This is a genomic window from Nonlabens antarcticus (assembly GCF_015356755.1).
GTDB classification, from domain to species: Bacteria; Bacteroidota; Bacteroidia; order Flavobacteriales; family Flavobacteriaceae; genus Nonlabens; species Nonlabens antarcticus.
On sequence record NZ_JADFCO010000065.1, the window covers coordinates 374,996 to 399,438 of the forward strand.

Consider the following 24,443-nt stretch of genomic DNA (forward strand, 5'->3'; position numbering starts at 1 on the left):
AACTTATTTGATTTGTGATTGATACGCAACAGCGTACATTTTAAGTTGTTTAATCATAGAAACGAGCCCATTTGCACGTGTAGGGGACAAATGCTCCTTGAGGCCTATCTCATCAATAAAGTCAGTATTAGCATCCAGAATATCTTGTGGTTTCTGATTAGACCACGCGCGTATTAGGATTGCTATAATGCCCTTTGTAATAATGGCATCGCTATCTGCTGTGAAAACCACGTTCTCATTTGTAAGACCTGCATGCACCCATACTTTTGACTGGCATCCCTTAATACTATGCTCGTCGTCTTTATACTGCTCATCAATTATAGGCAAGCTTTTGCCCAGATCAATCATATATTCATACCGTTGCATCCAGTCGTCAAACATGGAAAATTCATCAACGATCTCGTTCTGTATTTCCTTAATGTTACTCATTAGTCTTTTTTGCCTTGATCAAGACATTTCCATCTTCATCCATTAATCTCAATACGTCATTTTTCAACTCTACTCTTTTTACTAGGGAGAGTTGAGACATATATTTTGTTTCGATTTTAGCTGTTTCCTCACAATACATTTTAGTTCCCATCATAGGTCCTAAATCTACCATACTTCCTTCTGGGTTTGTAAATGTACCGCTGTACTGGTTGCAACCGTTGTTACCAGAGATCCGATTCTCTGTTTTGGACATTTCGATTTTTATGGTGATTCCATTATCGCTTAAGTCTTCTCCATCAACGGTTGTTACATTGTAAGAACCTTGAATATCTTCTAGCTCTTTACAGCTCGTAATGGTTAACACCATTAAACTAAATATCAATATTTGTGCTTTCATAATAATGTATTTTGATAATAACTTTCTTTAAGATAACATCTTTACAGCACGTTGCAAAGCTTGTACCATAACATCTATCTCTTCTTGAGTATTGTAAAATGCAAAACTAGCTCTAATAGTTCCTACAATTTGAAAACGTTCCATAACGGGTTGAGCGCAATGATGACCAGTGCGTACTGCTATTCCCAGCTTATCCACGATAGTTCCAATATCATAAGGGTGTAATCCCTCAACATTAAATGATATCACAGCCGCTTTAGCAGCCACATCGCCATATATTACAGCCCCTGGAATGGTTTTAATTTGTTCTGTTCCATAAATGAGCAGCTCATTTTCATAAGCAGCTATGTTTTCCATACCTACTTCATTCAAATAATCGACAGCGGCTCCTAAAGCGATTCCGCCAGCAATATTAGGCGTTCCAGCTTCAAATTTGTGAGGCAATCCTGCATAGGTGGTTTTTTCAAAACTTACCTGATCAATCATTTCACCACCACCTTGATAAGGAGGCAGCTCATTGAGCGCTTCTTCCTTTCCATATAGTAATCCTATTCCTGTCGGGCCACACATCTTATGACCTGCCATAGTGTAAAAATCGGCGTTTAGATCTTGAACATCAACCTTCATATGACCACAAGATTGTGCGCCATCGATGAGAACTTTAGCTCCATATTTATGAGCTCCTGCAATAATTTCTTTTACTGGATTTGTAACTCCTAGTGCATTTGAAATGTGGTTCACCACTACAAATGCCGTTTTGGGATTGAGCATTTCATGGTAGGCATTCATGTCTAGTTGCCCATTATCCATTACGGGAAGCACTTTTAAATAAGCACCCACTCGTTCACACAGCATTTGCCAAGGAACGATATTAGAATGATGCTCCACCGCACTTACAATAACTTCATCACCTTTTTTTACAAAAACATGCGCGCCACTGGCTACCGCATTAATGCTGTGCGTATTTCCAAAAGTAAATAAGCACTGTTTTGCTGTGGGTATATTAAAAAAGGCCCGGCATTTTTCTCTTGAAGCCTCATAAAGATCGGTGGCTTCTTGACTCAATGCATGAACACCACGGTGGATATTAGCATTGTACATCGTGTAATATTCCACAATTTTATCAATGACTTGCTGGGGCTTTTGCGAGGTCGCCGCATTGTCAAAATAGACCAAAGGATGGCCATTCACTTCACGGTTGAGAATGGGGAAATCGGCTCGTATTTTTTTGATGTCTAGCATAGTTACAAAGGTACGGCGTGGGGGGGCAACAAGATTATAGGTTTACTTAAATTTAGATATAGAAGGCCTTAGGATGTAGAATTTTAGTGTCGTTATTGAAATATAAACCGCAGGACGTTTTTCAAAGAAAAAATTGATTCTCAGGAGATCTAAATAGTGCACGTTAATTCTGATTATTTACTTTTTTTGAAAGTATTAGGATCAAAAAAAAGCCCGATCAACAGATCGGGCTTTCAAAACATATGTATTAAAAAAATTTACAAATCAAATCCGATTTCAACACCCAATTTATTTGCAATTAACTTTGTGATTCTAGTTTTAATTTCAGGGATTTTCACACTTTCCAAAACGGAGTTTGCAAAGGCAAACATCAATAAAGCGCGTGCTTCCTTTTTACCAATTCCGCGGGACTGCATATAAAATAATGCATCTTCATCCAGTTGACCGATGGTACAACCGTGAGAACATCTAACATCATCTGCAAAAATCTCTAATTGTGGTTTAGCGTTGATTGTTGCCTTATCGCTAATCAGTATGTTATTGTTCTGCTGGAACGCGTTTATTTTCTGAGCCACCTTATCTACGAGAACTTTACCGTTGAAAACACCAACCGACCTATCGTCAAAGATCTGTTTGTACTCTTGGAAGCTTTCGCAATTAGGAGCGGTGTGGTGAACCAGTGTGGAGTGATCCACGTGTTGTTTCCCTCCAATAATGGTTACACCGTTAAGAACAGAATTACAATGCTCACCACGCTGATAAAATGTCAAGTTATTCCTTGTAAGCGCTCCGCCAAAAGAAAAGGTGTGCAAACGAACCTCAGAATTATCTTTCTGTTCTACCGTGGTGTGGTCAATTAATGACGCAGTAGTGAGGTCATTCTGGATTTTATAATAATCCACCATAGAACGCTTGTCTGCAAAAATCTCTGTCACACTATTAGTGAGTGTAGCATTTTCTGTCAGACTCTGCTGGCGCTCGATGATTTGCACTTGTGAATTTTCACCGACTACCACCAGATTTCTAGGTTGTAACATGAGTGATGCCTCATTCCCAGTTGAGAAGTTGACGATCTCAATAGGCTTTTCAACGTGAACATTCTTAGGAATATGGATGTAAGCACCTTCCCGGGCAAACGCGGTATTCAACGATGTCAAGCTATCGTCTCCTGCCAGTTTGTTGTAGTAATTTTCAATGACTGATGCATACTTGGGGTTATTTAATGTGCTGGACATTAAACAAACGTCAAACTTATCATGAGTCGTTTGTGAAAGATGCGAGCTATAAATCCCATCAATAAAAATGACCCGGTATGCATCAATTTGATGCATGAGATATTGCTTGATATCTCCATAAGAAATCGCAGCTTCCTCTTTGGGAAAAAAGCTGTAATCCTTATTAAAAAGGGATTTTAGAGATGTGTATTTATAGGCTTCATCCTTACGTAGCGGCAAACCTTTACTTTCAAAATCAGACAATGCTTTACTGCGCAACTCATGCACATAGCTATCTGTATTGACCTCGTTTTCCAAAGCTAGAAAAGATGATAATATATTTTCTTTAAAACTCATTTTCAATATTTTTTGAAGTGGTAGATATTTTGAATTATAATTCTAAATCAATGGAATTGCAATTCACCTGTTGTGTTTTCGCTTTCGCGAAAGCGAGTTAACGCCACACTTATAAAGGCTGTTTTTAAGCTTCTACTTCTTCTTTAATCCAGTCATAACCACGCTCTTCTAATTGATGAGCCAGCTCCTTACCTCCTGTTTTTACAATACGTCCATTGTAAAGAACATGAACGAAATCAGGAATAATGTGATCCAATAAACGTTGATAGTGTGTGATAACGATAGTAGCATTATCCTTGCTGCGCAACTTGTTCACACCGTTTGCAACAATGCGAAGAGCGTCAATATCAAGGCCAGAATCTGTCTCGTCAAGAATCGCTAGTTTAGGTTCCAGCATTGCCATTTGAAAAATCTCATTTCGCTTTTTCTCTCCTCCAGAGAAACCTTCGTTTAAAGATCTGGATAAGAATTTACGGTCAATTTCTAAAAGCTCAGACTTATCTCGTAACATTTTGAGCATGTCTTTAGCAGGCATTTCATCTTTCCCTTGAGCCTTGCGAGTCTCATTGATAGCCGTCTTTATGAAGTTTGTTACACTTACACCGGGAATCTCGATGGGATATTGAAAGGATAGAAAAACACCACGATGTGCACGTTCTTCAGGATCGAGTTCTGTAAGATCTGCGCTATCTAGAGAAATTTCCCCTTGAGTCATTTCATATTCCTCACGGCCCGCAATTACATTTGCAAGAGTGGATTTCCCAGAGCCGTTAGGGCCCATGATGGCGTGAACCTCGCCGGCGTTTACCTCTAAGTTGATTCCTTTTAAAATTTCCTTGCCATCAATACTGGCGTGTAGGTTTTTTACTTTTAACATAGTTGTTAGTTATCTTCTTGTTCCTGCGCCGGTGCTTTCATCACTGATGATGTTTTTGCCTTGCGCACTTCTATAATTTTATCGATCACGAGCATCTGCTCCCAACCTTCTCCAGTTCCCACTTTGCGTGGATTAGGAATTAATTTTCCTGTCACTATTACTTGCACCATATCATATGGTGTTCTCATAAATTCTTTGGCTTGTTGATCCAGCTCGCCAGCCATATCATCAATCTGAACTGCATAAATCTCATCTGCCGTAGTAAGAACGGCTGCATTGCCCACATGGATATATTCTCCTTTATAACTAACCTCGTTATCTGCTAGTCCATAGTTATTCTCAGAAGACTTCTCTTCCTTACAGCCCGTTATAAGCAGTAATAGAAGTAGCGATATCAGTGCATATTTCATTACTTCATAGGGTTTTTAGCCATGGAAGCTTTAAAATCTTCTGGATCATGCTGGATAATCACTTTTGCATTCTTCTCTGCAGCAAAAGCTTCAAATCCTTTGATGCTTTCCTTACTTTCAGGAATATCGTAGTTGAATTGTGGGACGACTGCGTCTTCACGATTTTGCTTAAAATGATAGGTATCGCCTGATAATAAAGTTGGCCCGCTTACTTTTAAGTCAAGGTATAACGCTTGATGTCCAGCAGTATGTCCTGGAAAAGATTTAATAACCACACTTCCATCATCAAACACATCCTTATCTCCAGTCAAAATCATTTTATCAGTCAACTTATTAAAAGAATCTGGTGCGTAAAAAGCATTGTCTTTAATCTCGTCGCTGTTTATAAAATCAACTTCAGTTTGTTGAACCATCCATTTTGCATTTGGAAAATTGTTTGCTGCTCCTGTGTGATCAAAGTGCACGTGAGAGAAGGCAATCATATCTACATCTTCCGGTTTTAAACCAATGCTAGCCAGTTGATCAACGATCTTTTCCTTGCGGGAAAGTGTAAAAGCATCACCTTCTGGTGTAACATCACCTTGTCCGACTAATCCTTCTGGAAGACCGGTATCCCATAACAAAATACCTTCTGGGTGCTTAATGACATAAAAAGGACTTGCTAATTGCTGTGATTCTCCAGCATAAAGGTCTCCTTCAGAAAACATCTGCTTTTGTTTAGCTAGAATGCTACCACCATCAAAAACATGAAGTTCTACTTCTGGCTTAGCATCCAGGCTATCCTGCTTCATCGCCTCAGCTTCTGCCTTTGCCATTCCATCTGCATAGCCTTTTTTAAACTCCTCGCAGGAGGTTAGTATAAGGACAGTTGCAAAAACGTATATCAGCTTTCTCATAAATGTATTAATTTCCTTTGTTTAGTTATTCCACTATCAGATCTGAGATCAATATCGGCTTTATCCTACCGAACCTTCCAGACTTATTTCCAATAATTTTTGTGCTTCCACAGCAAACTCCATCGGTAGTTTATTCAAGACTTCTTTAGAGAAACCATTTACAATCAATGCAATTGCTTTCTCTGTATTAATACCACGCTGGTTGCAATAGAAAATCTGATCTTCACCTATTTTACTAGTGGTTGCCTCGTGTTCAACTTTGGCGGTGCTGTTTTTTGTCTCTATGTACGGGAACGTGTGTGCTCCACATTCATTACCCATCAATAAACTATCACATTGTGAAAAATTACGGGCATTTGAAGCTCGTGGGTTGATTTGCACCAATCCTCTGTAAGAGTTCTGAGATTTCCCAGCACTGATCCCCTTAGAAATAATGGTTGATTTTGTATTCTTTCCTATGTGAACCATCTTGGTTCCCGTGTCGGCCTGCTGGAAATTATTAGTTACTGCAATGGAGTAAAATTCACCCACACTATTATCGCCTTTCAAAATACAGCTAGGGTATTTCCAGGTAATTGCAGATCCAGTTTCAACTTGCGTCCAAGAGATTTTTGCGTTTTTCTCGCAAATCCCACGTTTAGTCACAAAATTGAAGACTCCTCCTTTTCCTTCTTTGTTTCCAGGATACCAGTTTTGAACGGTAGAATATTTAATTTCTGCTCCGTCAAGTGCGACTAATTCCACACATGCGGCGTGTAACTGATTCTCGTCACGTGATGGTGCTGTACAACCTTCAAGGTAACTGACATAACTTCCTTCATCTGCAACTACTAGTGTTCTCTCAAACTGTCCAGTTCCTGCCTGATTAATACGGAAATATGTACTTAACTCCATAGGGCAACGAACGCCTTTAGGGATATAGCAAAAAGATCCATCAGAGAATACGGCCGCATTCAAAGAAGCATAGTAATTATCGCGCTGCGGTATTACAGTCCCTAAATATTTTTTAACTAATTCTGGGTGTTCCTGAATCGCTTCGGAAATAGGGCAGAAGATGATGCCTTTTTCGGCGAGTGTCTTTTTAAAAGTAGTCGCTACTGAAACGGAATCTACCACAATATCTACAGCAACACCGGTAAGCATTTTTTGTTCATCAATAGAGATCCCTAATTTCTTAAAAGTCTCCAGTAACTCAGGATCCACCTCGTCAAGGCTATCTAATTTTGGCTTTTTACTGGGTGCAGAATAGTAGGATATTGCCTGTAGGTCTGGTTTGTCGTAAGTTACGTTTGCCCAGTCCGGCTCATGCATGGAAACAAAATGACGGTAGGCTTCAAGCCTCCATTCTGTCATCCATTCTGGTTCGTTTTTCTTTGCGCTTATCATGCGCACCACATCTTCACTCAGTCCTATGGGGATCGTGTCAGATTCAATATCTGTGTAAAATCCGTATTCATATTCCTTAGTTGCGAGCTCCTTCTCTAATTCTTCTTCGGTATATTTTGCCATGGTAGTTCAATTTAAGGTTCAAAATCAATGATTCTGAACGTATTTGTTATTCAATTGTTAAGCCCGATAACTTGAGGCTGGTACCGCTTTCGCGAAAGCGAGATTCTTATCAAACAGTTGCTACAATGAGAAACTCTCACCGCAACCACAAGTTCTTTGCGCGTTAGGATTGTTAAACACGAAACCTTTACCGTTTAAGCCGCCGCTAAATTCAAGGGTAGTTCCAACTAAGTAAAGAAAACTGCGTTTGTCTACAACAATGCGCACTTGATTATCCTCAAAAACCTTGTCTGTATCAACTGTGGCCTTGTCAAATGTCAAATCGTAAGAAAGACCGCTACAACCACCACTTTTTACGCCTACACGCACAAAGTCTTGATCTATAGAATAACCTTCCTCGCTCATGAGCGTGGTTAGTTTACTTTTTGCTGTTTCAGAAACGTTAATCATAGTGTTGATCGATTAAATAAATGCACACAAAGGTACAATACAAACAGCGGTAAGCGCTAGGATGTAATGAGAATCTTATATAGTGATATTTGCAAATACTATGCCCATAAAGGCTTGTGACAGATCGTTAGTGGATGACGTTTCATAGTCGTAATTTTGTGCTATGATTGAAGATAAAAATCCACTAAGAACACCGATCGAGCAACTGGGCGAATTTGGCCTGATTGACCACATCACAAAGTCTTTTAATATCCAGAATTCTGGAACTGTCAAAGCAATAGGAGACGACGCTGCTGTTGTCAAGTTTGAAAAACATACGGTGATCACCACAGACATGCTTGTTGAAGGTATTCACTTTGATTTGAGTTATGTTCCATTAAAGCATTTAGGTTATAAATCTATAATGGTCAACTTGTCAGATGTTTATGCTATGAATGCTGTAGCTACTCAAGTGACCGTTTCCATTGCAATTTCAAACCGATTTCCAGTAGAAGCAGTGGAAGAATTATATGAAGGGATTGCTCTGGCCTGCATGAATTACAATGTGGATTTGATAGGTGGTGATACGACGGCGAGTAATACAGGTCTTGTTATTTCAGTAACAGCACTGGGCGAGCAGGATAAAGACAAAATTATATATAGATCTGGTGCCGGCGATGGCGATTTGTTAGTGGTTACTGGAGATGTGGGTGCTGCCTATATGGGCTTACAAATTCTAGAACGTGAAAAGGCAGTTTTTAAAGCTAATCCTAGCAGCCAGCCAGACATCGAGGCATACAGTTATTTAATTGAGCGCCAGCTCAAACCAGAAGCACGTAAAGACATTGCTAAGTTGCTAGAAGAATTAGACGTGAAGCCCACAAGCATGATTGATGTCTCTGACGGTCTTAGTTCTGAAATTATTCATCTGTGCAAACAATCCAGTGTAGGAATGAAATTGTATGAGGAGAAAATCCCGCTGGATCCCACAGTAATTAGCGCTTGTGAAGAGTTTAATCTGGATAGCACCACTGTTGCGTTGAGTGGCGGCGAGGATTATGAATTATTATTTACCATTAAACAGGAAGATTTTCCTAAGATAAAAGCAAACCCTAGTCTAAGTATTATAGGACATGTGTTGCCACAAAGTGATGGGATACATCTAGTTACTCGCAGTGGTGAGCAAATTGCTATAAAGGCAATGGGATGGAATAGTTTTGAAAATTAGGCAGCCTTTTGACGTAGTCTTTTTCTGCGGGCGAGCTGACTTAAAGATTCATTTATTCGCAGGTAATAATCGTTCATAGGAACGGTATCGCCGTAAATATTGTTTGTCATTTCCTTACCACATTTTTTGCAACACATTTCATTAATACGATCATTAACGACATGTGATATTTCCATCTGGTGTCCTTTGATAAAACAAGTTAGGAAATTTAGGAAAGTAGGTTTGATAGGCATTTGGCAGTAATTCTAATTGCGTAATTAATGATATGTTAAAACTAATAAAAGTTATTCACAAAACAAGATTAACGCATGAATTAATCGATGAAAGACAGTTTTTCCATAATTTCCTGTGGATGCGTGATTAGACTCATGTGACCAGAATCTAATTCCACGCATGATGCACTTAGGATATTAATCTCCTCTTTTATCGTTTTTTTTAGAATAACCGTATCGTGCGACCCGTAAAAATAGGCAACAGCAAACCTTGAATATGTTAAGGCATCGACTTGGGAATTTCTATCTCGCATGGCTCCTATGGCTTGTTTAATACTACCGGTTGACATCTTCTGCGCCTCTGTCTTCATTTGATCGATGGCGTGTTGATAAGTTTGTCTTTCCGTTTTGGAAAATAGATTACCGATAGCCATGCTCAGAAAAGCGTCAGGGTATTTCTCAATAAGTTTTATAGACCGGTTGCGTTGTGATTTTCTATCGTCTGAATCATCTGCCGCGCAACTGTTAATTAAGTGGAGAGATAATAATTTTTCAGAGTTCGCTTTCGCGAAAGCGCAACCCACATAACCTCCCATACTATGACCTATAAAATGAATGGCCGTAATTTTATATTGCTGCAATATAGTGTTGATGCTGTCTGCAACATCCATGATGGTGTAATCACAAGTCTCATTACTGTCGCCGTGACCTGGAAGATCTACCATCAGAATCTGATGAGTTCCCTTAAAATGATCAGCGATCATTTTCCATTGTTTCGAACTGCCTAAAAACCCATGTAAAAATAAAATGGTAGAACCAGAACCGGATATCAATTGATGGGAAAGCTGTAACATAAAAAGGAGTTGTGTGTGACAAAGGTAGTTTCAATAATCATAAAGCGCTCTGTTTTTAGATCGCTACCAGTATCTTTGAATGCTTAAAATCGATTAAAAATCACAACTCATGATTAAGTTTTTCAGCTTTTTGCTGAACAATACTGCTGGAATTTTTAAAAATTGGAATGGACGCTATGCTTTTCATTTGCTCTGCAAAGTGAAGCAAGTCCATAAAGAAAAAGAACCCAATGCTTTTCTAGACGCGGCAAAGCAAACAAAGTTGTACACTGACGGTTATGAGGCCACCATTTATAAAATAGGAACCGGACCTAAAAATTTACTTTTTTTGCACGGCTGGAAAAGTCACTCTGCGCGATGGGCTCCTATAGTAGAACTGCTCGATCTTGAGAAATATACCTGTTATGCCATTGATGCTCCTGCCCATGGACGCAGTGCTGGAGATTCCATACATCTTGAGATCTACAGAAAATTTGTGGTACAAACGATAGAATCTGCTGGGGATATCCACGCTATTGTAGGACATTCTTTAGGGGCTCTTGTTATCAATTATCTTTATTTAGACAATCCAAAAGTTGCTGTTAACAAATTCATCATCACTGGTGCGCCTATGGGGATGGAGCAAATCTATTTTTTCTTCCAGCGTATTGTAGGTGTAAATCCTCAAGTTATGGAGAATTTGGATCGTTATGTTTCCGCTAATATTACCCGTATTCCAGCTAGAGAAATCAAACTCGATTCTTTTTTTGAAAACGTGAAAAAGCCCGTTTTAGTTATTCATGATGAAGATGACAAAGTCTGCGATATCGTACCTATCAAAGAATCTACTCATGGAAAATCTAATATTGAAACATTCTTTACTCAAGGTTTAGGACATGATCTAGCGTCTGATGCAGTTTATAAGAGGATGGTGTGCTTTATGGAAGAAGAGGATGAATACAATTAGTGCTTGTTAATGATTAGTTTTGATCAAAACTGAAATTTGGCCATTCCCACAGATGCATTTGAGCAATATACCGTAGGTTTCTATAATGTTGAAAATTTATTTGATTTCCAGAACGATCAACATATTCTAGATGATGATTTCACAAAAGTGGGTCGCAATGAATGGACGGAGAACAGGTATTCTAAAAAGCTTCAAAAGCTAAGCGACGCCATAAGTAAAATAGGAACTGAATATACAGGTAAACCACCAGCAGTCATAGGCCTAGCCGAAGTGGAGAACAAGAAAGTGCTCAATGATCTGATCGATCAACCTAAATTAAAGCACTTTAAATATGATTATATACACTTCAACAGTCCTGACGAGCGCGGGATTGATGTTGCTTTATTATACCGCAAGGATGTTTTTCAAGTTCTAGAGGCAAAGCCCATTACATTATTCATTCAGAATGAAAATGGACACCGCGATACAACTAGGGATATTTTGTACGTCAAGGGGACAATGGCAGAAACAGTTCTTCATATATATGTAAATCACTGGCCATCCAGGCGTGATGGTTCAGGGTCTACAAACTACAAGAGAGAGATTGCTGCTCGCCAGCTCATGCAGCACATTGACAGCATTGACCCAGATCATAACAGAGAAAAAAAGCAAGATACTGACAATACTTTTATCATGATCATGGGTGACTTTAACGATGACCCAGATAATGACAGCATAAAAAACGGAATCCTTCCCTATGGATTTGATAATGTTACGGCTCCATTAAAAAAAGGACATCGTGGATCGCTCAGCCATAAGTTTAAATGGAATCTTTTCGATCAAATAATGGTAAGTAATAATCTTCATAATGATATTCCTGGCAGTCTTTTCTTACATAAAGCAGATATTTTTGACGATATCATGTTGCGGCAATGGAAGGGAAAATATCGCGGTCAACCAGCACGTACATTTATAGGAAGCCGCTATGCAGGAGGCTACAGTGATCATTTTCCCGTATACGCCGTGTTGCGACGCAATTAGAAGACCTGAATAAATTGGGGAGGATTTCGCTTTCGCGAAAGCGGAATCATCCTTAGCAATCCTGCTAGCAAATTGGCCCATAAATCATAAGCAATTTCCAACTTAATCACTGGTAATCTTCACGTCGTCTAATTCATAAGTGCCATTAAAGGCGCCGTCTCTGCCGCTAGCATCAGACTCGCTGGCTATGTATTTAAAAGCGATAGCTCCTGTTCCAGCAAGACATTCTAACGAGATATTTCCTGAAGAAATAAAAACGTTAGAACTAGCAGTGTTAGGAATTACGGTAGTATCTGCTAACGGATTCCACGTCGCAGCTCCTACGCCTGCAGATGTACCGTCCCAATTGTCAGAAAACAATACCGCAAGTACAGATCCGTCTGGGAAGCTATTTGAGGAAATAAAGTTAAGAACTTCGCCAGTTTGCGAGTCAAAATTGAGTTGTGGCGTTATCAACCACGCTATAGAACTCTCATCTTTTGAACCGAAGTTTGTAACTCTCGTTCCAGGATTGTTCGTCTCCTCGTTAAGGTAATTTTTCCAGCTCGTTGTTCCTGATTCTATAAAATTAGTCCAACCAGCAGGTGTAGTAGGTCTGTTTTTAATTTCAGAGTCAAATGTTTCCTCAAGAAGTACGATTTCACCCGGCCCGTCTGCTATTCCACATTGAATAACCTGAAATTCACATCTAATGGCTGGATCAAAATCAAAATCTTCTGGACTGTTTGAGTTGAGAACAAAGAACTCATCTTTAAAATCACGGGATACAATTGCATTTACAGAACCGCTTCCATTGGGAATCTTCACAGCCTTAAAGTCTGCAAAGGTGGAGGTTTGATAGATGATGGGATCGATAAAGAATTCTTCACAGGTTTTTAATTTTCTATCTCCATCGAAGGTGTCACCTAGTTCTGAAGCAAATGAATTGCCCAGCTCATCGTCAGCAAATTGCACATTTGACAAACGCACCCATTGATTTTCATGCAAACTAGAAACATCAGAAAGCGATAATTCTTTAGGGACAATAGTCACTGTTTCTTCATCTCTAATAATATAATCATCAAATCTAGCAGCTTGTATCCCATTAAGTTCAGTTCCAAAACCTAGCGCATAAACACCGTTGGCCTCACTTAAGGTCAATCCATCCAACTTAATATATACCCGACGACCAAATTCTAAACGGGTGAATAAAGGAGCCACATCAATCTTGACGTTGACGCCTACAGTCGGGTTTTCGGCTTGGTTTTGAATGACCAGTTCTTTGAAAAAATTCCCGGCTTCATCGCTGGAGATTACGTAACCTTCTATATAGCCAGCATTCTCTAAAAAGGTTATAGGTATAGGCTGGCGACCGGCAAAAGTGTTTTCGTATTGATTAATAATCTTTTGAATATCAACCGTACCTACTGGAGCATCAAGCACAACCTCGCTAGTAACTGGAACGGTAAAATCATCATCCTCAATACAGGATGAGGTTATGAAGACAATAAATAGTAAGATTAAAAGAGGATATAATTTTTTCATTTTCTGTTCTTTAAACTATTTATTAAGTATTTAAAATCTTAGATATACGCTTAAATAATAACTGGTTCCATTCCCAAAGAAATAGCGCGGCGCAAATACTTCTCTGGGATTATTTTTATCATCTCTGACAGATCGAAAGTTTGAATTGCGAGATTGCTCAAAGCCTCCTGTCTTATATTCTTGGGCCATAATATTATTTACAACACAAAAGAACCCCACATACTTCCCGCCGATTCTCCAAGATTTCCCCCCTATTATATTAACCAGCATGTAATCATCAAACTGTTCCTGTTTTAATAGTTGCTTTGCAAGATCTGCATCATAATCAGAAAACGGCTGTCGGTCAAAATCAAGCGAAAAATTATCAGACCGTCGCAGATTGCTGATGTCTGAATATGCATTTGCAAAGTAATTGACGGTAGCGCCTATATTCCAATACTCAGCATCACGATATTCAAAACCTAATTGCGCCGCCGTTTCTGGACCGCCTGCCACATGTAGATTCTTAAGTTTTGTCTTTCCGTCACCAAACGTGAGCTGTCCTTCAAAATCATCACTAGTTAAGTAAAGGTTGGGATTATTAGTATATGTGTTTTGGCCTAGAGCTAAAGCTCCTTTTACTTTGATCGTGGGTGTAATTTGATACTCCGCACCTAATTCTAAACCCATGTTTTGTCTTCCGACACCTGTCAGAACCTCTTGCACAAATGCAGCTCCATCATCACTGGGGAGTCCAGTCAAGTCTTCTGTAAAATAAAAACCTAAGTCATTTTCATTTTCAAACGCCAGATAGTAACCCGTCAAACGTATTTTTACAAGTGGTGACCTATAAATATAGCTTGCATCTAGACTATAACTTTGACTAGATTCTACGCCATCCACGATTAAGTTATTCTGACGAGCATTGACAAAAGTATTCCTGATGTAGGGAGCTTTGGTAATGTAGGCAGCATTGACATTTATGAGATTGATACCGTTAATTTTATAAGTAGCTCCACCCTTAAAGCCGAAATCTGTAAAACTGACTTTTTCACTTTTACCAAAGGACTCGTTACCTACAAAATTCCCATTCTCAAATATTCCATCACGCTGGTAACTGGTTTTCGTAGCAGTCCCAGCCATAAAAAAGTCCACTTTTTTCGTTCTAAATTGTGTTTGTGCAAATGATGAAAGCACATTTGCATCAATTATGTAATTGAATTTGTAGCGATCGCCTACCGTTGCAATCCTGTTGGGATTTTTTAGATCAGATTGAGCGGCTTGATCTTGAGTTATCTGGGTGGTTTCCTCAGCAAAAAAATCAACATCTAGATAGCCGATTCCTCCAAGCAGATCTTGAACTTGTGCATAATTATCACTGCTTAAATCGCGATAATTGATTCCAGCAGTTAGAAGAATATGATCGGCTAGATCTGCGGTTAAAATGCTACTCGCCTGGATTTGTTTATCGTCAATGCGATCTTCTTGAATGATATAAATAGAATTGCCGCCTGTGGTTCGAACAAGTTCATTTGCATTGTAAAGCTCTAACCAGTCCAGTTGACCATTATTTATAAAATCCTGTTCTGCCAGAAATGCTGAAGCTAAGTTTGCAGAATTCGTTCCGTTTCTTAAAAAATAGCTGGGAAGGTTTTGATAATAATCTGGATTAGGATTGTTTGCACCACCTAGATAAGCGTTTTGACCTTGAAATGTAATAAGCCTGGTCCCGCCGTTGTCGATTCTGGTATTCCCTATATGGCCGAATTGGTACGAAATATTCGTGTTCAACTGTATCTTAGGTTCAACGTCCCAGTAGTGATTGAGCATTAAGATAGGCTCATTAATCTCGCGAATTCTAGAATTCCGTTGCTTTCCATCCTGTATTCCCCAGAATGGATTGTAATCTATGTCTTTGAGATCTTTAATCTCTTCTGTAATGGCAGTTCTACGTCCGGTTCGATTTTTAGAATAGATTCCCGTAAAATTGAGGAAGTGATTTTCATTCAATTTTCGCTCTACGTTTATACTTAGAGAATTAGCATCATAAAGTGTTCCTTCCACAGATCCCTCTTTTCCGGCACGACGTGAAGCAGTAATAGCATAAGCCCAGCCACTGCTGAGTAGCCCACTTTTATAGGTAGCCATAACACGGTGACGGTAACTTCTATTTGCAGATGCATAGGAAACTTGCGATCCAGAACGTTGTTGGGACGCTCTCATATTAAAACTTTGTACACCGCCATATCCGCCAAATGTGACATCAGCCGGCGTCAATCCCATGGTGTAAGTTTGATTGCGCTGCAGATCATTGATTCCACCCCAATTAGACCATTGAGGCCGGCCAGAAAACTGCTTATTCATCTCCAGACCATTGATGAGAATTTTGCCATCCTCGCTATTAAGACCTCGAGGCCTAAAAAAAGTAGCGCTAAAATCATACGCCGCTGCTCTTAAAAACTGATCTTTAATAGATTGCAACATGCCAGAAATATTGTTTGCGGCATTCTCATCTTCCGCCAGATCATTTTCTGTTAGGGAAATTATACCTAGAGCTTGCTCACGCTGGACATCATCGATTTGCAAGTAAAGCGGATTGATGTTTACAGTCTCACCCTTAACTATAATTATAGGAATGTTACGCGTTAGGTAGTTGTTAGATTCAATAATAAGCATTTGATCACCTTGCTCAATCTGCTTTGAGAACACAAAATAACCTTGCGCATCCGTAGTCATTTCAATTTGTGAACCTCTTATTAAAACGAGAGCGCCTGGAATAGGTTCTTCTGTAATTTCATCAAGAACCCTTCCTTTGAGTAGGTTTTGTGAGACACCTAGAGAGCAAAAAAGCACGGCAATAGCCAGTACACACCTTGAGTATAACGGTTTCATGCAATGTTAATATTTTGATAATTTCTGAAGTGTTGGGCAATGTAATGTATTAATAATCAAGATCGTACCTTTGAGTTAGATTTTACCTTAAGAGTTTGTCAAAGCACAGACATAAACGCAAAAAAACCGATGTAATGCTTAAATATTTGATTTGTAGTATTTTAATTTATTTCGCTTTCGCGAAAGCGATGCTTGCTCAAACCGAAGCAACTAAAGAGTATCGAGTGCAAACGGTAGCGTTTTATAATCTTGAGAATCTTTTTGACACTGTTGATGATGTAACATTGAATGACGAGGCCAGCCCAATGATGGAGCTCGATCCAGGTATTAGAGAGGAAGTTTACGACAAGAAATTGACTAACATGGCGCGCGTTATCCGCAAATTAGGCGCTGAGAAATCTGAGTCGGCACCAGCCATTGTTGGGGTCTGTGAGGTAGAAAATCGTAAGGTCCTTGTGGATCTTGTCAATCATCCATTACTTAAAGAATTTGATTATGGGATCGAGCATTTTGAATCTCCAGACCGTCGCGGTATTGACACTGGGTTTGTATATAGGAAGAGCGAGTTCAGGATTTTAAACGCTGCCTCAAAAGAGCTGTTTATTTATGATACAGAAGATGGGCATCGCATCTATACCCGCAGCCCAATTATAGTAACTGGCGAACTCAACGGTGATAAAATGACCTTTATTGTCAATCACTGGCCGTCCCGTAGCGGTGGTGAACAGAAAAGTCGCAGTAAGCGTAATGCCGCTGCTGCATTGAACAAAGCGATCGTTGATAGCTTGCACAGTATCGATGCCATGTCTAAAATATTTATCATGGGAGATTTCAATGATGATCCTACAAATGAGAGTCTCAAGGATATTCTAAAGGCAGAAAGAGACCGCGAGAAAATAAGACCGCAAATGATCTATAATCCATATAGTCAGATGCATAAAGATGGTTACAACACTCTAGCTTACAGAGATTCTGGAAATTTGTTTGATCAAATTACGTTTACCTATCCTTTACTGCAGGAAGCACAACAAACGGGTTATAAATACTGGCAGGCACATATCTACAATCCTGGGTTTTTGACTAATAAAACAGGACGATATAAAGGATACCCGCACCGCAGTTTTATAGGGAATGTTTTTGCCGATGGTTACAGCGATCACTTCCCGGTTTTTGTTTATCTGGTAAGGGAAATTAAAACAGGAAAAAAGTAAGTCGGTGTTGTTGTGCGTGCTCAGGAAGTGGTAAAGCATGAAAAAAATGATGCTGTTTTAAGCTAGGATTTCCGTGATAAGAATCGACTTAAACTTGATGCTCAAAATAGGGCTTAGGAAAAGCACTGTTTTCAAAAATGGTAAAAAGCATCTTCCAAATGTTCCACCTTAACTCCGGCTCTGTTTTTTATAATCCCAACAATATCAAAGCGCACTTCTAGATCTTCTTCTTCTAGCTCTTCTACAAAATGATGAGCCGTTTCTACTAGTCTTTTTATTTGTGCTGGTTTGAGAAAATCTTGCGGATCACCAAAATCTGGTGTTGACCGCGTTTTTACCTCCACAATAACGATCGTATTTTCAATTCTTGCGATGATATCAACCTCTCCTTTTAAATACACATAATTGCGCGCTAGGATTTGATAGCCTTTCTTCAACAAGTGGTCTGCTGCCATTTGCTCGCCTATATCACCTAGATCGTTATGGTCAGCCATGTGTTATTGAGAAATAGTAATATTATTCTCGCGGATGTCAATCGCAGTCGATTTGCCCAGTACAAAACTGAAGTTATCAATCCCATGCCCAGCTGGAAAATCAAAAATAACGGGATAATCGCAGCTACCGGTATGAGCGCTGATAATTTCTTTTACGGTCTGCCCAAATGGAATCTCGTGATCTCTCATGTCTGTCATGCCACCTACTAGTAATGCTTTGAGATTATCTAATTTACCAGCACGCTTCAAGGTAGTCATCAATCGATCTATGTGATAAAGATATTCATCCAGATCTTCAATAAAAAGAATGTGATCCTCAACATCTGGAAAGGTGGATGACCCCAGCATACTTAATAAAACCGATAGATTACCACCTACAATAGGAGCTATTATAGATTGCGCTGGTAGATCCTGATTATTTTCTAGTGTTAAAGATTGTTTACCACCAGAAACAACACGGTTCCAGCCGCGCAAGACTTCTTCAGGCTTTTCATAATATTCTTGTGGCATGAAACAATGAACACTTTGTAAACCATTTCTCTGCCATAATCCATGCAGGTTAGTAACGTCTGAATATCCCAGTAATAACTTGTTGTTGCCGTTTAAAACACTCAGATCGATAGAATCCACAATTTTTATACTGCCGTAGCCGCCACGTGCAATCCATATCGCGTTAACGTTAGGATCTTCAAGCGCTTCTTGAAAATCTTCAAGACGTTCTTGATCTGTACCACCGTATTGATGGTGCTTTTTACCTATTGTTTTTCCCAGACTTACTTTATAACCTTGTGATTTCAACCAGCCAATTGCTGGTGCCAGTTTTTCAATACTGGCAATTCTTGCGGTACAAAGGATTCTAATATGGGAGTTTAATTCGAGAGTTGGAAATGCTAGTAATTCTGGCATGTATTCATTTAGAAGGTTACCGAAAAATACGAAATCTTAGGTACTGCATAAAATGAACACTTAAAAAGCTAACGGAGAAAGGTTAACTACTCACCAGATTGAGAGGTCATTTTTATAGGAAGGCCCATTTGAACCCTAGTAATGTAAAGTTTGAGATCTTTAGATTTAGGATTAGAAGCATCAAAACTATTATAGCTGTAATATTCTGTGGGAATAATATCTGAAGTAGGTCGCACGGCAAAAGTAATATCCTTTCCTGCGAGCTTTCCTGAGTCGATTTTTACTTTTCCGGGTAAATCATATCCCAGTCCATAGAATTGAACACCGGCTCCGTTTGCTTTTTCTAATACAGTAATGGGATCACCTACAGTCCCGTATGGTGTTGTCCAGCTGCCTGATTTAAACCAGTATAGCTGCTCTGGCTTGTTTCCGTTAAAAATCACTACCAGCTCATCTTCCGTTTCTGGGTAGAGCGTTTTTACAGTTTTGTCAGCATTAAACTCATTCATGAATTTAGTCTCTGTCAAGATATTTGCATCGCTATATTCTTTTTCCCAATCAGAACCATTAGAAATAAGAGTTGCTAAATGTTCTGCGTTCCAAGGATTTACCGGTTCTTCATCGTCTTTACAAGATATGAGGACGATAGCAACTAATAGTATCAATAATTTTTTCATGAAATCCATATTAATGGGCGGCAAAGATAACGGTGCTTTTAAAACTTATAGGTAATGCTGGAGACGTAAAGATGAAGTTTTTCAACATCAGGCGCATCAGATCTGTAAAAATCACTTCCCAGAAACTCAAAAGCAGCATCTTCGGAAACATTTTTTTTATCAGGCGCTATAAACATGTCGTAGGAGCTTGCATCAATGGCGCCTCCTTCAAAACGCACAAGACCGCTATATTCCCATCCAAACCCACCGAATTTTATGGGTTTGCCATTGACTTTATTTAAAGCCTCCACAGGAGAACCTATATAGATAGAATGTTTTGTGCGCCATTTTCCACGACTGCCGTACATTAATTGGAATGGTTTATTCCCGTCATAAGATACAACCAACTCATTAGGCGTGTCACCGGCGATAATCTTCACCACACGTCTCACGGTTCCTTCTCCTGAAATCATGGTGTCATCCTTCATTGACAATTCTGGATAATCCTGATCCATCGTATCATTTTCAAGTGATTCTACTAGGTTTTCAATAGACCAGTAGGATGCTTCTTCCTCGGTTTCATTTGCAAATAAAGAGGGATCTAAAGGACCTACATCTCCTTGACTCGCATTTATGGGAGTATCTTGGGATACGTCGCTACAGCTTGCAACCAATACTAGTAATATTAAAAATATAAAATTTTTCATTGAGGTTGTGAATATTACGCTTTCGCGAAAGCTAACAATTTACACTTTTTACAGCTTCTATTAGAACTTTAAAGCTGCCACTTATATTGTAAATTTGCCCTCTTTTACATGATTTCATGAGCAAACAACAACGATTTACGATTACTGCGGCGCTGCCATATACAAATGGACCCGTTCATATAGGACATCTTGCCGGCGTTTACGTTCCAGCAGATATTTATGCACGTTACCAGCGATTGAAAGGTAATGATGTCGCTTTTATTTGTGGAAGTGATGAACATGGCGTGCCTATCACCTTGAAGGCTAAAAAAGAAGGTGTTTCCCCTCAGGAAATCGTAGATCGTTATCATAAAATAATAGGAGATTCCTTTGCCGAATTTGGTATTTCATTTGACAATTACAGCCGTACCACAGCGCAGGTTCATCATGATACCGCCAGTGATTTCTTTACCAAATTATACGACAACGGCAAATTTATAGAGCAGGTCACAGAACAATTGTATGACCCAGAAGCAAACCAGTTTCTAGCTGATAGATTTGTAGTAGGAACTTGTCCCAAATGTGGAAATCCAGAATCCTATGGCGATCAATGTGAGCGTTGCGGCACCAGCCATAATGCAACAGATTTGATCGAACCTAAAAGCGCCATTACAGGAAATGTTCCTGAACTAAAGGAAACTAAACACTGGTTTTTACCACTGGATCAATACAGCGACTGGTTGAATGAGTGGATTGTGGAAGGTCATGCCAATGACTGGAAAACAAATGTTCTAGGTCAGGTAAAAGGCTGGATCACAGATGGTTTAAAGCCACGCGCGGTAACCCGCGATCTGGACTGGGGAATCCCAGTTCCCGTGGAAGGTGCTGACGGAAAGGTTCTTTACGTTTGGTTTGACGCACCCATAGGTTATATTTCTTCTACTAAGGAATGGGCAGAACGGGAAGGTAAGAATTGGGAGGATTACTGGAAAAACGAGGATACTAAACTGCTACATTTTATAGGTAAGGACAACATTGTTTTTCACTGTATCATCTTTCCTGCGATGTTAAAGGCCCACGGCGAGTTCATCCTGCCAGATAATGTTCCTGCAAACGAGTTCTTGAATCTTGAAGACGATAAAATTTCCACATCACGCAATTGGGCGGTGTGGTTGCATGAATACCTCGAGGATTTCCCGGGACAACAGGATGTACTGCGATATGTGTTGACCACAAACGCACCAGAAACCAAAGACAATAACTTTACCTGGAAAGATTTTCAGGCGCGAAATAATAATGAGCTGGTCGCAATTTTAGGTAATTTCATAAACCGCGCGCTCGTATTGACACACAAATATTACGATGGGGTTGTGCCAGAAGCTGGGGAGTTCACTCAAGTGGACAAAGAGACGCTAGCAGCGGTTCAAGCATTTCCAGCAAGCATAGAAAGCAGTTTAGAACGTTACCGCTTCCGTGAAAGCGCAAGCGAATTTATGAACCTAGCCAGACTAGGAAACAAATACCTAGCCGATGAAGAACCCTGGAAAGTCATCAAAACTGATCCAGAACGTGTGAAAACAGTAATGTTTGTAGGCCTACAAATTGCGGCAGCACTAGCTATTCTTGCTGAGCCTTTCCTGCCTCACACCGCAAAAAAACTTCAAGACATGCTGAACATCGCATCAAATCCTGCAGCCCGATTGCGTGCCGATTTGGTTAAAATCGAGTGGAACGATGTTTCTGAAAAGCAGGAATTACTACACCACGGCTACAAAATCAATCCAGCCGAATTGCTATTCTCAAAAATTGAGGATGAACAAATAGAAGCTCAGCTTGCAAAATTGGAAGCTACAAAAGCATCCAATAAATCCACAACACCTAATCTTATGCCACAGAAAGAAGAAACCAACTACGATGATTTTATGAAAATGGACCTGCGCGTAGGAGAGATCCTAACAGCAGAAAAATTGCCAAAATCCAATAAGTTGATGGTCATGACCGTAGACACTGGAATAGATAAAAGGACCATCGTTTCAGGAATCGCTAAATTTTTCACTGCAGAGGAATTGGTTGGAAAAAAAGTAACCGTTCTCGCAAATCTCGCACCCAGAAAATTAATGGGCGTAGAATCCCAAGGAATGATTTTACTTGCGGAAGACCCAGAAGGGAAATTGGTTTTTGTGAATCCAGATGATGCGGTTGTGAATGGGGCTACGATAGCATAGTTTCCAAAGGGTGGACTTAAGTCCACCTTTTGTAAAACTTTTTTTGAGTCTGCTGTTCAGAAAAAAGTATCTATATTTCTTGTTTACATTAGTCTTATGAAATTTAAAAATTTATTCCTACTCGCAGCCTTTGCACTCTTGACTTCTTGTGCATTGAAGCCCATTCCGTCAGAGTTTAATAATAAAAAGGTGGAGCGGGAAAACGTGAAATTAGAAGATCTAGGGAATGGAACGATTCTGATCTATAACGGTTCTAACGTATTTCATAAAGCAGACAATACAGAACGTCTTAATATCTGGATTAATGACAAAGCTTTAGGTCAGTTGCGCGGTTCAGAATATGTTATTGTGAATCTTAAAGAAGGAAATTATAAGTTTGATGTGCTGCATCTAGATGTCGTAAACATGAGAAGCAACCATGAGGTCACAATTGACGAGCAAACTAAAGTCATTAAAATCAAACCAAATATTACTTCAAACAAATTAGAAGTCACGAATGAGCTGCCTGAAAAATGGGAAAAATTCAAATACGTGGAACCTCGTTAACGAACTCTTCAACCGAAACTTTAACTAGATTCAGATTTTAATATTAAACTGTGGATTGCCCAAGCTAAACTCCAGTTTTAGTTTGCTTTACTTTTCAAAAGAATGGGCTTAAGTCCACCCTTTTGAAAATGCCTAATTACCTAAGCTATTATTTACCGCTCTGAATATCGATATTTGTTACCACAAATTCATCAAATGAAAAGTATACTCTTTTTTATATTTATTCTGCCTATTCTAATAATAGCACAACCTTATCATTCCTTAAATAATGAGCCATCTAAGGGAGATGTGTATTATACTTTCGGTGACAATGTGAATTTGCGTAAAGCTCCAGATTCAGGAAGTGAGATAGTTGGGAATCTACCTATCAATACTCGTGTTACAGTATTAGAGGTTGCGACTAATAAGATTGACGTTAGCGGTGGTCTAGAGTTACCATGGTTCAAGATAGGTACCAAAGATATGATTATTGGGTACATAGCTTCAGGACTGCTTGCTTTAAATAGCGATAATTTGAAGGATGGAAGCAGCTTGCTATACACCTACCGAATGGAAGGAGAAAAAACGGGATTGTCTTATAGAAAAGCTCACAAGCAAGGCGGTTATACTGATTTAGGTTTTCAAGAATTACTCACATCAGAAATCCAAGTCAAGCTTATGAACAGTCAGGGGTTATCTGGAATTGATCATTTAGTTAGGGTAGATTATACAGCCGAAGCTTGTGGCGTGGAAGGCGGTTACTCTCTTCACTCTTTTAATCTCAAGGATAAGAAAATAAAACTGATAGGAAATGCACATTCCGTGAGTGATGCTGGGATTTTTAGTCTTAATGAGGAATTCATATTGCCTAATCATGAGAATGGAGTGCCTAATTCCATAGTGTTTATAGGAGAGCAAAGTGAGTCTATCGATGAGTCAAAAAATGAATACCGTACGGTAAAACTGTCACGAGAATACAGATTGGAAAACGGAAGCTTGAAAGAACCCATCAAACCCTTTGATTACCGCTGAAAAAATATTGAGAAGCTCGTTTAAAGTGCGATAAGAATCTATTTATCTGCGCAAGTGGTTCCTGAATTCATCTCGAGGGAACTCCCTCACCTTCTCCTTTTGCCATAGCGCTAGATATAAAAGCACTCCTATCAACGGCGCAAAAATCACTACAAGTAAATAAATGATCCTATTGTTCTCGTTCTGAAAACGGCTTCTGGCAATATCAACAATTGAATAGATCCATAAACCCACTATAGCTAGTGCGATAAAAACAAATAGAGAAGTGGAAAACATTGGTAGCATAATAAAAT

Annotated in this window: 25 protein-coding genes; 7 read left to right on the plus strand and 18 right to left on the minus strand. The window is 39.3% G+C overall.

Going from position 1 to position 24,443, the window contains the following annotated elements; all coding sequences use genetic code 11:
* Nucleotides 1–3: 3 nt before the first annotated feature.
* The 9 genes from IQ282_RS09785 to IQ282_RS09830 all read right to left on the minus strand — a co-directional run bounded on the left by IQ282_RS09785 (nt 4) and on the right by IQ282_RS09830 (nt 7,781).
* On the minus strand, nt 4–429 hold the full coding sequence (locus IQ282_RS09785; RefSeq protein ID WP_194851679.1) for a SufE family protein: 426 nt from the start codon (nt 427–429) through the stop codon (nt 4–6).
* Complete coding sequence (locus tag IQ282_RS09790) at nt 422–826, minus strand: META domain-containing protein (protein WP_194851680.1); 405 nt, start codon at nt 824–826, stop codon at nt 422–424. The genes IQ282_RS09785 and IQ282_RS09790 overlap by 8 nt, the downstream gene beginning before the upstream one ends.
* 27 nt (nt 827–853) lie before the next feature.
* Complete coding sequence (locus IQ282_RS09795; RefSeq protein ID WP_194851681.1) at nt 854–2,068, minus strand: aminotransferase class V-fold PLP-dependent enzyme; 1,215 nt, start codon at nt 2,066–2,068, stop codon at nt 854–856.
* A gap of 257 nt (nt 2,069–2,325) precedes the next feature.
* Nucleotides 2,326–3,639 (minus strand): Fe-S cluster assembly protein SufD, encoded by a 1,314-nt coding sequence (gene sufD, locus IQ282_RS09805; RefSeq protein ID WP_194851683.1) that lies wholly within the window; start codon nt 3,637–3,639, stop codon nt 2,326–2,328.
* A gap of 124 nt (nt 3,640–3,763) precedes the next feature.
* Nucleotides 3,764–4,516: a Fe-S cluster assembly ATPase SufC gene (gene sufC, locus IQ282_RS09810; protein WP_194851684.1), complete on the minus strand. Its 753-nt coding sequence runs from the start codon at nt 4,514–4,516 to the stop codon at nt 3,764–3,766.
* A 5-nt stretch (nt 4,517–4,521) separates the two neighbouring features.
* Entirely contained in the window at nt 4,522–4,926 is a 405-nt protein-coding gene (locus IQ282_RS09815; protein ID WP_194851685.1) for a component of SufBCD complex, read from the minus strand.
* The gene (locus IQ282_RS09820; protein ID WP_194851686.1) at nt 4,926–5,822 is read right to left on the minus strand and encodes an N-acyl homoserine lactonase family protein; all 897 of its coding nucleotides are present in this window, start codon (nt 5,820–5,822) and stop codon (nt 4,926–4,928) included. The genes IQ282_RS09815 and IQ282_RS09820 overlap by 1 nt, the downstream gene beginning before the upstream one ends.
* A gap of 60 nt (nt 5,823–5,882) precedes the next feature.
* Complete coding sequence (sufB, locus tag IQ282_RS09825; RefSeq protein ID WP_194851687.1) at nt 5,883–7,331, minus strand: Fe-S cluster assembly protein SufB; 1,449 nt, start codon at nt 7,329–7,331, stop codon at nt 5,883–5,885.
* Nucleotides 7,332–7,451: 120 nt separating this feature from the next.
* Nucleotides 7,452–7,781: a HesB/IscA family protein gene (locus tag IQ282_RS09830; RefSeq protein ID WP_194851688.1), complete on the minus strand. Its 330-nt coding sequence runs from the start codon at nt 7,779–7,781 to the stop codon at nt 7,452–7,454.
* A 163-nt stretch (nt 7,782–7,944) separates the two neighbouring features.
* Between IQ282_RS09830 and thiL the strand changes: the two genes are divergently transcribed.
* Nucleotides 7,945–8,988 carry a thiamine-phosphate kinase gene (gene thiL, locus IQ282_RS09835; protein WP_194851689.1) on the plus strand — a complete coding sequence of 348 codons (1,044 nt, stop codon included), beginning with the start codon at nt 7,945–7,947 and terminating at the stop codon, nt 8,986–8,988.
* On the opposite strand, the gene IQ282_RS09840 is transcribed toward thiL, so the two are convergent.
* Together IQ282_RS09840 and IQ282_RS09845 are read right to left on the minus strand one after the other, a co-directional pair.
* On the minus strand, nt 8,985–9,164 hold the full coding sequence (locus IQ282_RS09840) for a hypothetical protein (protein WP_194851690.1): 180 nt from the start codon (nt 9,162–9,164) through the stop codon (nt 8,985–8,987). The genes thiL and IQ282_RS09840 overlap by 4 nt on opposite strands.
* A gap of 137 nt (nt 9,165–9,301) precedes the next feature.
* Nucleotides 9,302–10,054, minus strand: coding sequence for an alpha/beta hydrolase (locus IQ282_RS09845; RefSeq protein WP_194851691.1), 753 nt, complete (start codon nt 10,052–10,054; stop codon nt 9,302–9,304).
* Nucleotides 10,055–10,163: 109 nt separating this feature from the next.
* Here IQ282_RS09845 and IQ282_RS09850 point away from each other — a divergent pair, with 109 nt between their 5' ends.
* Nucleotides 10,164–11,000: an alpha/beta hydrolase gene (locus IQ282_RS09850; RefSeq protein ID WP_194851692.1), complete on the plus strand. Its 837-nt coding sequence runs from the start codon at nt 10,164–10,166 to the stop codon at nt 10,998–11,000.
* 36 nt (nt 11,001–11,036) lie between these two features.
* Nucleotides 11,037–12,020 carry an endonuclease/exonuclease/phosphatase family protein gene (locus IQ282_RS09855; protein WP_194851693.1) on the plus strand — a complete coding sequence of 328 codons (984 nt, stop codon included), beginning with the start codon at nt 11,037–11,039 and terminating at the stop codon, nt 12,018–12,020.
* 102 nt (nt 12,021–12,122) lie between these two features.
* On the opposite strand, the gene IQ282_RS09860 is transcribed toward IQ282_RS09855, so the two are convergent.
* Nucleotides 12,123–13,544, minus strand: coding sequence for a DUF5689 domain-containing protein (locus IQ282_RS09860; RefSeq protein ID WP_194851694.1), 1,422 nt, complete (start codon nt 13,542–13,544; stop codon nt 12,123–12,125).
* Between the two features lie 30 nt (nt 13,545–13,574).
* Nucleotides 13,575–16,415, minus strand: a complete 2,841-nt coding sequence (locus tag IQ282_RS09865) for a carboxypeptidase-like regulatory domain-containing protein (RefSeq protein WP_194851695.1) — start codon at nt 16,413–16,415, stop codon at nt 13,575–13,577.
* A 134-nt stretch (nt 16,416–16,549) separates the two neighbouring features.
* Here IQ282_RS09865 and IQ282_RS09870 point away from each other — a divergent pair, with 134 nt between their 5' ends.
* Complete coding sequence (locus IQ282_RS09870) at nt 16,550–17,626, plus strand: endonuclease/exonuclease/phosphatase family protein (protein ID WP_194851696.1); 1,077 nt, start codon at nt 16,550–16,552, stop codon at nt 17,624–17,626.
* A gap of 131 nt (nt 17,627–17,757) precedes the next feature.
* Here IQ282_RS09870 and IQ282_RS09875 read toward each other — a convergent pair whose 3' ends face one another.
* The 4 genes from IQ282_RS09875 to IQ282_RS09890 all read right to left on the minus strand — a co-directional run bounded on the left by IQ282_RS09875 (nt 17,758) and on the right by IQ282_RS09890 (nt 20,389).
* Nucleotides 17,758–18,120, minus strand: coding sequence for a YraN family protein (locus IQ282_RS09875; protein WP_194851697.1), 363 nt, complete (start codon nt 18,118–18,120; stop codon nt 17,758–17,760).
* Between the two features lie 3 nt (nt 18,121–18,123).
* Nucleotides 18,124–19,026, minus strand: a complete 903-nt coding sequence (locus IQ282_RS09880; protein ID WP_194851698.1) for a S66 peptidase family protein — start codon at nt 19,024–19,026, stop codon at nt 18,124–18,126.
* Nucleotides 19,027–19,112: 86 nt separating this feature from the next.
* On the minus strand, nt 19,113–19,703 hold the full coding sequence (locus tag IQ282_RS09885) for a hypothetical protein (protein WP_194851699.1): 591 nt from the start codon (nt 19,701–19,703) through the stop codon (nt 19,113–19,115).
* Nucleotides 19,704–19,741: 38 nt separating this feature from the next.
* Nucleotides 19,742–20,389 (minus strand): hypothetical protein, encoded by a 648-nt coding sequence (locus IQ282_RS09890; RefSeq protein WP_194851700.1) that lies wholly within the window; start codon nt 20,387–20,389, stop codon nt 19,742–19,744.
* A gap of 116 nt (nt 20,390–20,505) precedes the next feature.
* Here IQ282_RS09890 and metG point away from each other — a divergent pair, with 116 nt between their 5' ends.
* The 3 genes from metG to IQ282_RS09905 all read left to right on the plus strand — a co-directional run bounded on the left by metG (nt 20,506) and on the right by IQ282_RS09905 (nt 24,150).
* Nucleotides 20,506–22,593: a methionine--tRNA ligase gene (gene metG / locus IQ282_RS09895; RefSeq protein ID WP_194851701.1), complete on the plus strand. Its 2,088-nt coding sequence runs from the start codon at nt 20,506–20,508 to the stop codon at nt 22,591–22,593.
* Nucleotides 22,594–22,689: 96 nt separating this feature from the next.
* Nucleotides 22,690–23,139 carry a hypothetical protein gene (locus IQ282_RS09900; protein ID WP_194851702.1) on the plus strand — a complete coding sequence of 150 codons (450 nt, stop codon included), beginning with the start codon at nt 22,690–22,692 and terminating at the stop codon, nt 23,137–23,139.
* A gap of 195 nt (nt 23,140–23,334) precedes the next feature.
* Nucleotides 23,335–24,150, plus strand: a complete 816-nt coding sequence (locus tag IQ282_RS09905) for an SH3 domain-containing protein (protein ID WP_194851703.1) — start codon at nt 23,335–23,337, stop codon at nt 24,148–24,150.
* 42 nt (nt 24,151–24,192) lie between these two features.
* Here the strand turns inward: IQ282_RS09905 and IQ282_RS09910 are convergent, their stop codons facing one another.
* Nucleotides 24,193–24,435, minus strand: a complete 243-nt coding sequence (locus tag IQ282_RS09910; protein WP_194851704.1) for a PLDc N-terminal domain-containing protein — start codon at nt 24,433–24,435, stop codon at nt 24,193–24,195.
* Nucleotides 24,436–24,443 lie beyond the last annotated feature (8 nt).

Excerpts from the sequence above, each read along its gene's own strand:
- IQ282_RS09785 (WP_194851679.1), bottom strand. The coding sequence starts at position 429 with ATGAGTAACATTAAGGAAATACAGAACGAGATCGTTGATGAATTTTCC.
- IQ282_RS09790 (WP_194851680.1), bottom strand. The coding sequence starts at position 826 with ATGAAAGCACAAATATTGATATTTAGTTTAATGGTGTTAACCATTACG.
- IQ282_RS09795 (WP_194851681.1), bottom strand. The coding sequence starts at position 2,068 with ATGCTAGACATCAAAAAAATACGAGCCGATTTCCCCATTCTCAACCGT.
- sufD (WP_194851683.1), bottom strand. The coding sequence starts at position 3,639 with ATGAGTTTTAAAGAAAATATATTATCATCTTTTCTAGCTTTGGAAAAC.
- sufC (WP_194851684.1), bottom strand. The coding sequence starts at position 4,516 with ATGTTAAAAGTAAAAAACCTACACGCCAGTATTGATGGCAAGGAAATT.
- IQ282_RS09815 (WP_194851685.1), bottom strand. The coding sequence starts at position 4,926 with ATGAAATATGCACTGATATCGCTACTTCTATTACTGCTTATAACGGGC.
- IQ282_RS09820 (WP_194851686.1), bottom strand. The coding sequence starts at position 5,822 with ATGAGAAAGCTGATATACGTTTTTGCAACTGTCCTTATACTAACCTCC.
- sufB (WP_194851687.1), bottom strand. The coding sequence starts at position 7,331 with ATGGCAAAATATACCGAAGAAGAATTAGAGAAGGAGCTCGCAACTAAG.
- IQ282_RS09830 (WP_194851688.1), bottom strand. The coding sequence starts at position 7,781 with ATGATTAACGTTTCTGAAACAGCAAAAAGTAAACTAACCACGCTCATG.
- thiL (WP_194851689.1), top strand. The coding sequence starts at position 7,945 with ATGATTGAAGATAAAAATCCACTAAGAACACCGATCGAGCAACTGGGC.
- IQ282_RS09840 (WP_194851690.1), bottom strand. The coding sequence starts at position 9,164 with ATGGAAATATCACATGTCGTTAATGATCGTATTAATGAAATGTGTTGC.
- IQ282_RS09845 (WP_194851691.1), bottom strand. The coding sequence starts at position 10,054 with ATGTTACAGCTTTCCCATCAATTGATATCCGGTTCTGGTTCTACCATT.
- IQ282_RS09850 (WP_194851692.1), top strand. The coding sequence starts at position 10,164 with ATGATTAAGTTTTTCAGCTTTTTGCTGAACAATACTGCTGGAATTTTT.
- IQ282_RS09860 (WP_194851694.1), bottom strand. The coding sequence starts at position 13,544 with ATGAAAAAATTATATCCTCTTTTAATCTTACTATTTATTGTCTTCATA.
- IQ282_RS09865 (WP_194851695.1), bottom strand. The coding sequence starts at position 16,415 with ATGAAACCGTTATACTCAAGGTGTGTACTGGCTATTGCCGTGCTTTTT.
- IQ282_RS09870 (WP_194851696.1), top strand. The coding sequence starts at position 16,550 with ATGCTTAAATATTTGATTTGTAGTATTTTAATTTATTTCGCTTTCGCG.
- IQ282_RS09875 (WP_194851697.1), bottom strand. The coding sequence starts at position 18,120 with ATGGCTGACCATAACGATCTAGGTGATATAGGCGAGCAAATGGCAGCA.
- IQ282_RS09880 (WP_194851698.1), bottom strand. The coding sequence starts at position 19,026 with ATGCCAGAATTACTAGCATTTCCAACTCTCGAATTAAACTCCCATATT.
- IQ282_RS09885 (WP_194851699.1), bottom strand. The coding sequence starts at position 19,703 with ATGAAAAAATTATTGATACTATTAGTTGCTATCGTCCTCATATCTTGT.
- IQ282_RS09890 (WP_194851700.1), bottom strand. The coding sequence starts at position 20,389 with ATGAAAAATTTTATATTTTTAATATTACTAGTATTGGTTGCAAGCTGT.
- metG (WP_194851701.1), top strand. The coding sequence starts at position 20,506 with ATGAGCAAACAACAACGATTTACGATTACTGCGGCGCTGCCATATACA.
- IQ282_RS09900 (WP_194851702.1), top strand. The coding sequence starts at position 22,690 with ATGAAATTTAAAAATTTATTCCTACTCGCAGCCTTTGCACTCTTGACT.
- IQ282_RS09905 (WP_194851703.1), top strand. The coding sequence starts at position 23,335 with ATGAAAAGTATACTCTTTTTTATATTTATTCTGCCTATTCTAATAATA.
- IQ282_RS09910 (WP_194851704.1), bottom strand. The coding sequence starts at position 24,435 with ATGCTACCAATGTTTTCCACTTCTCTATTTGTTTTTATCGCACTAGCT.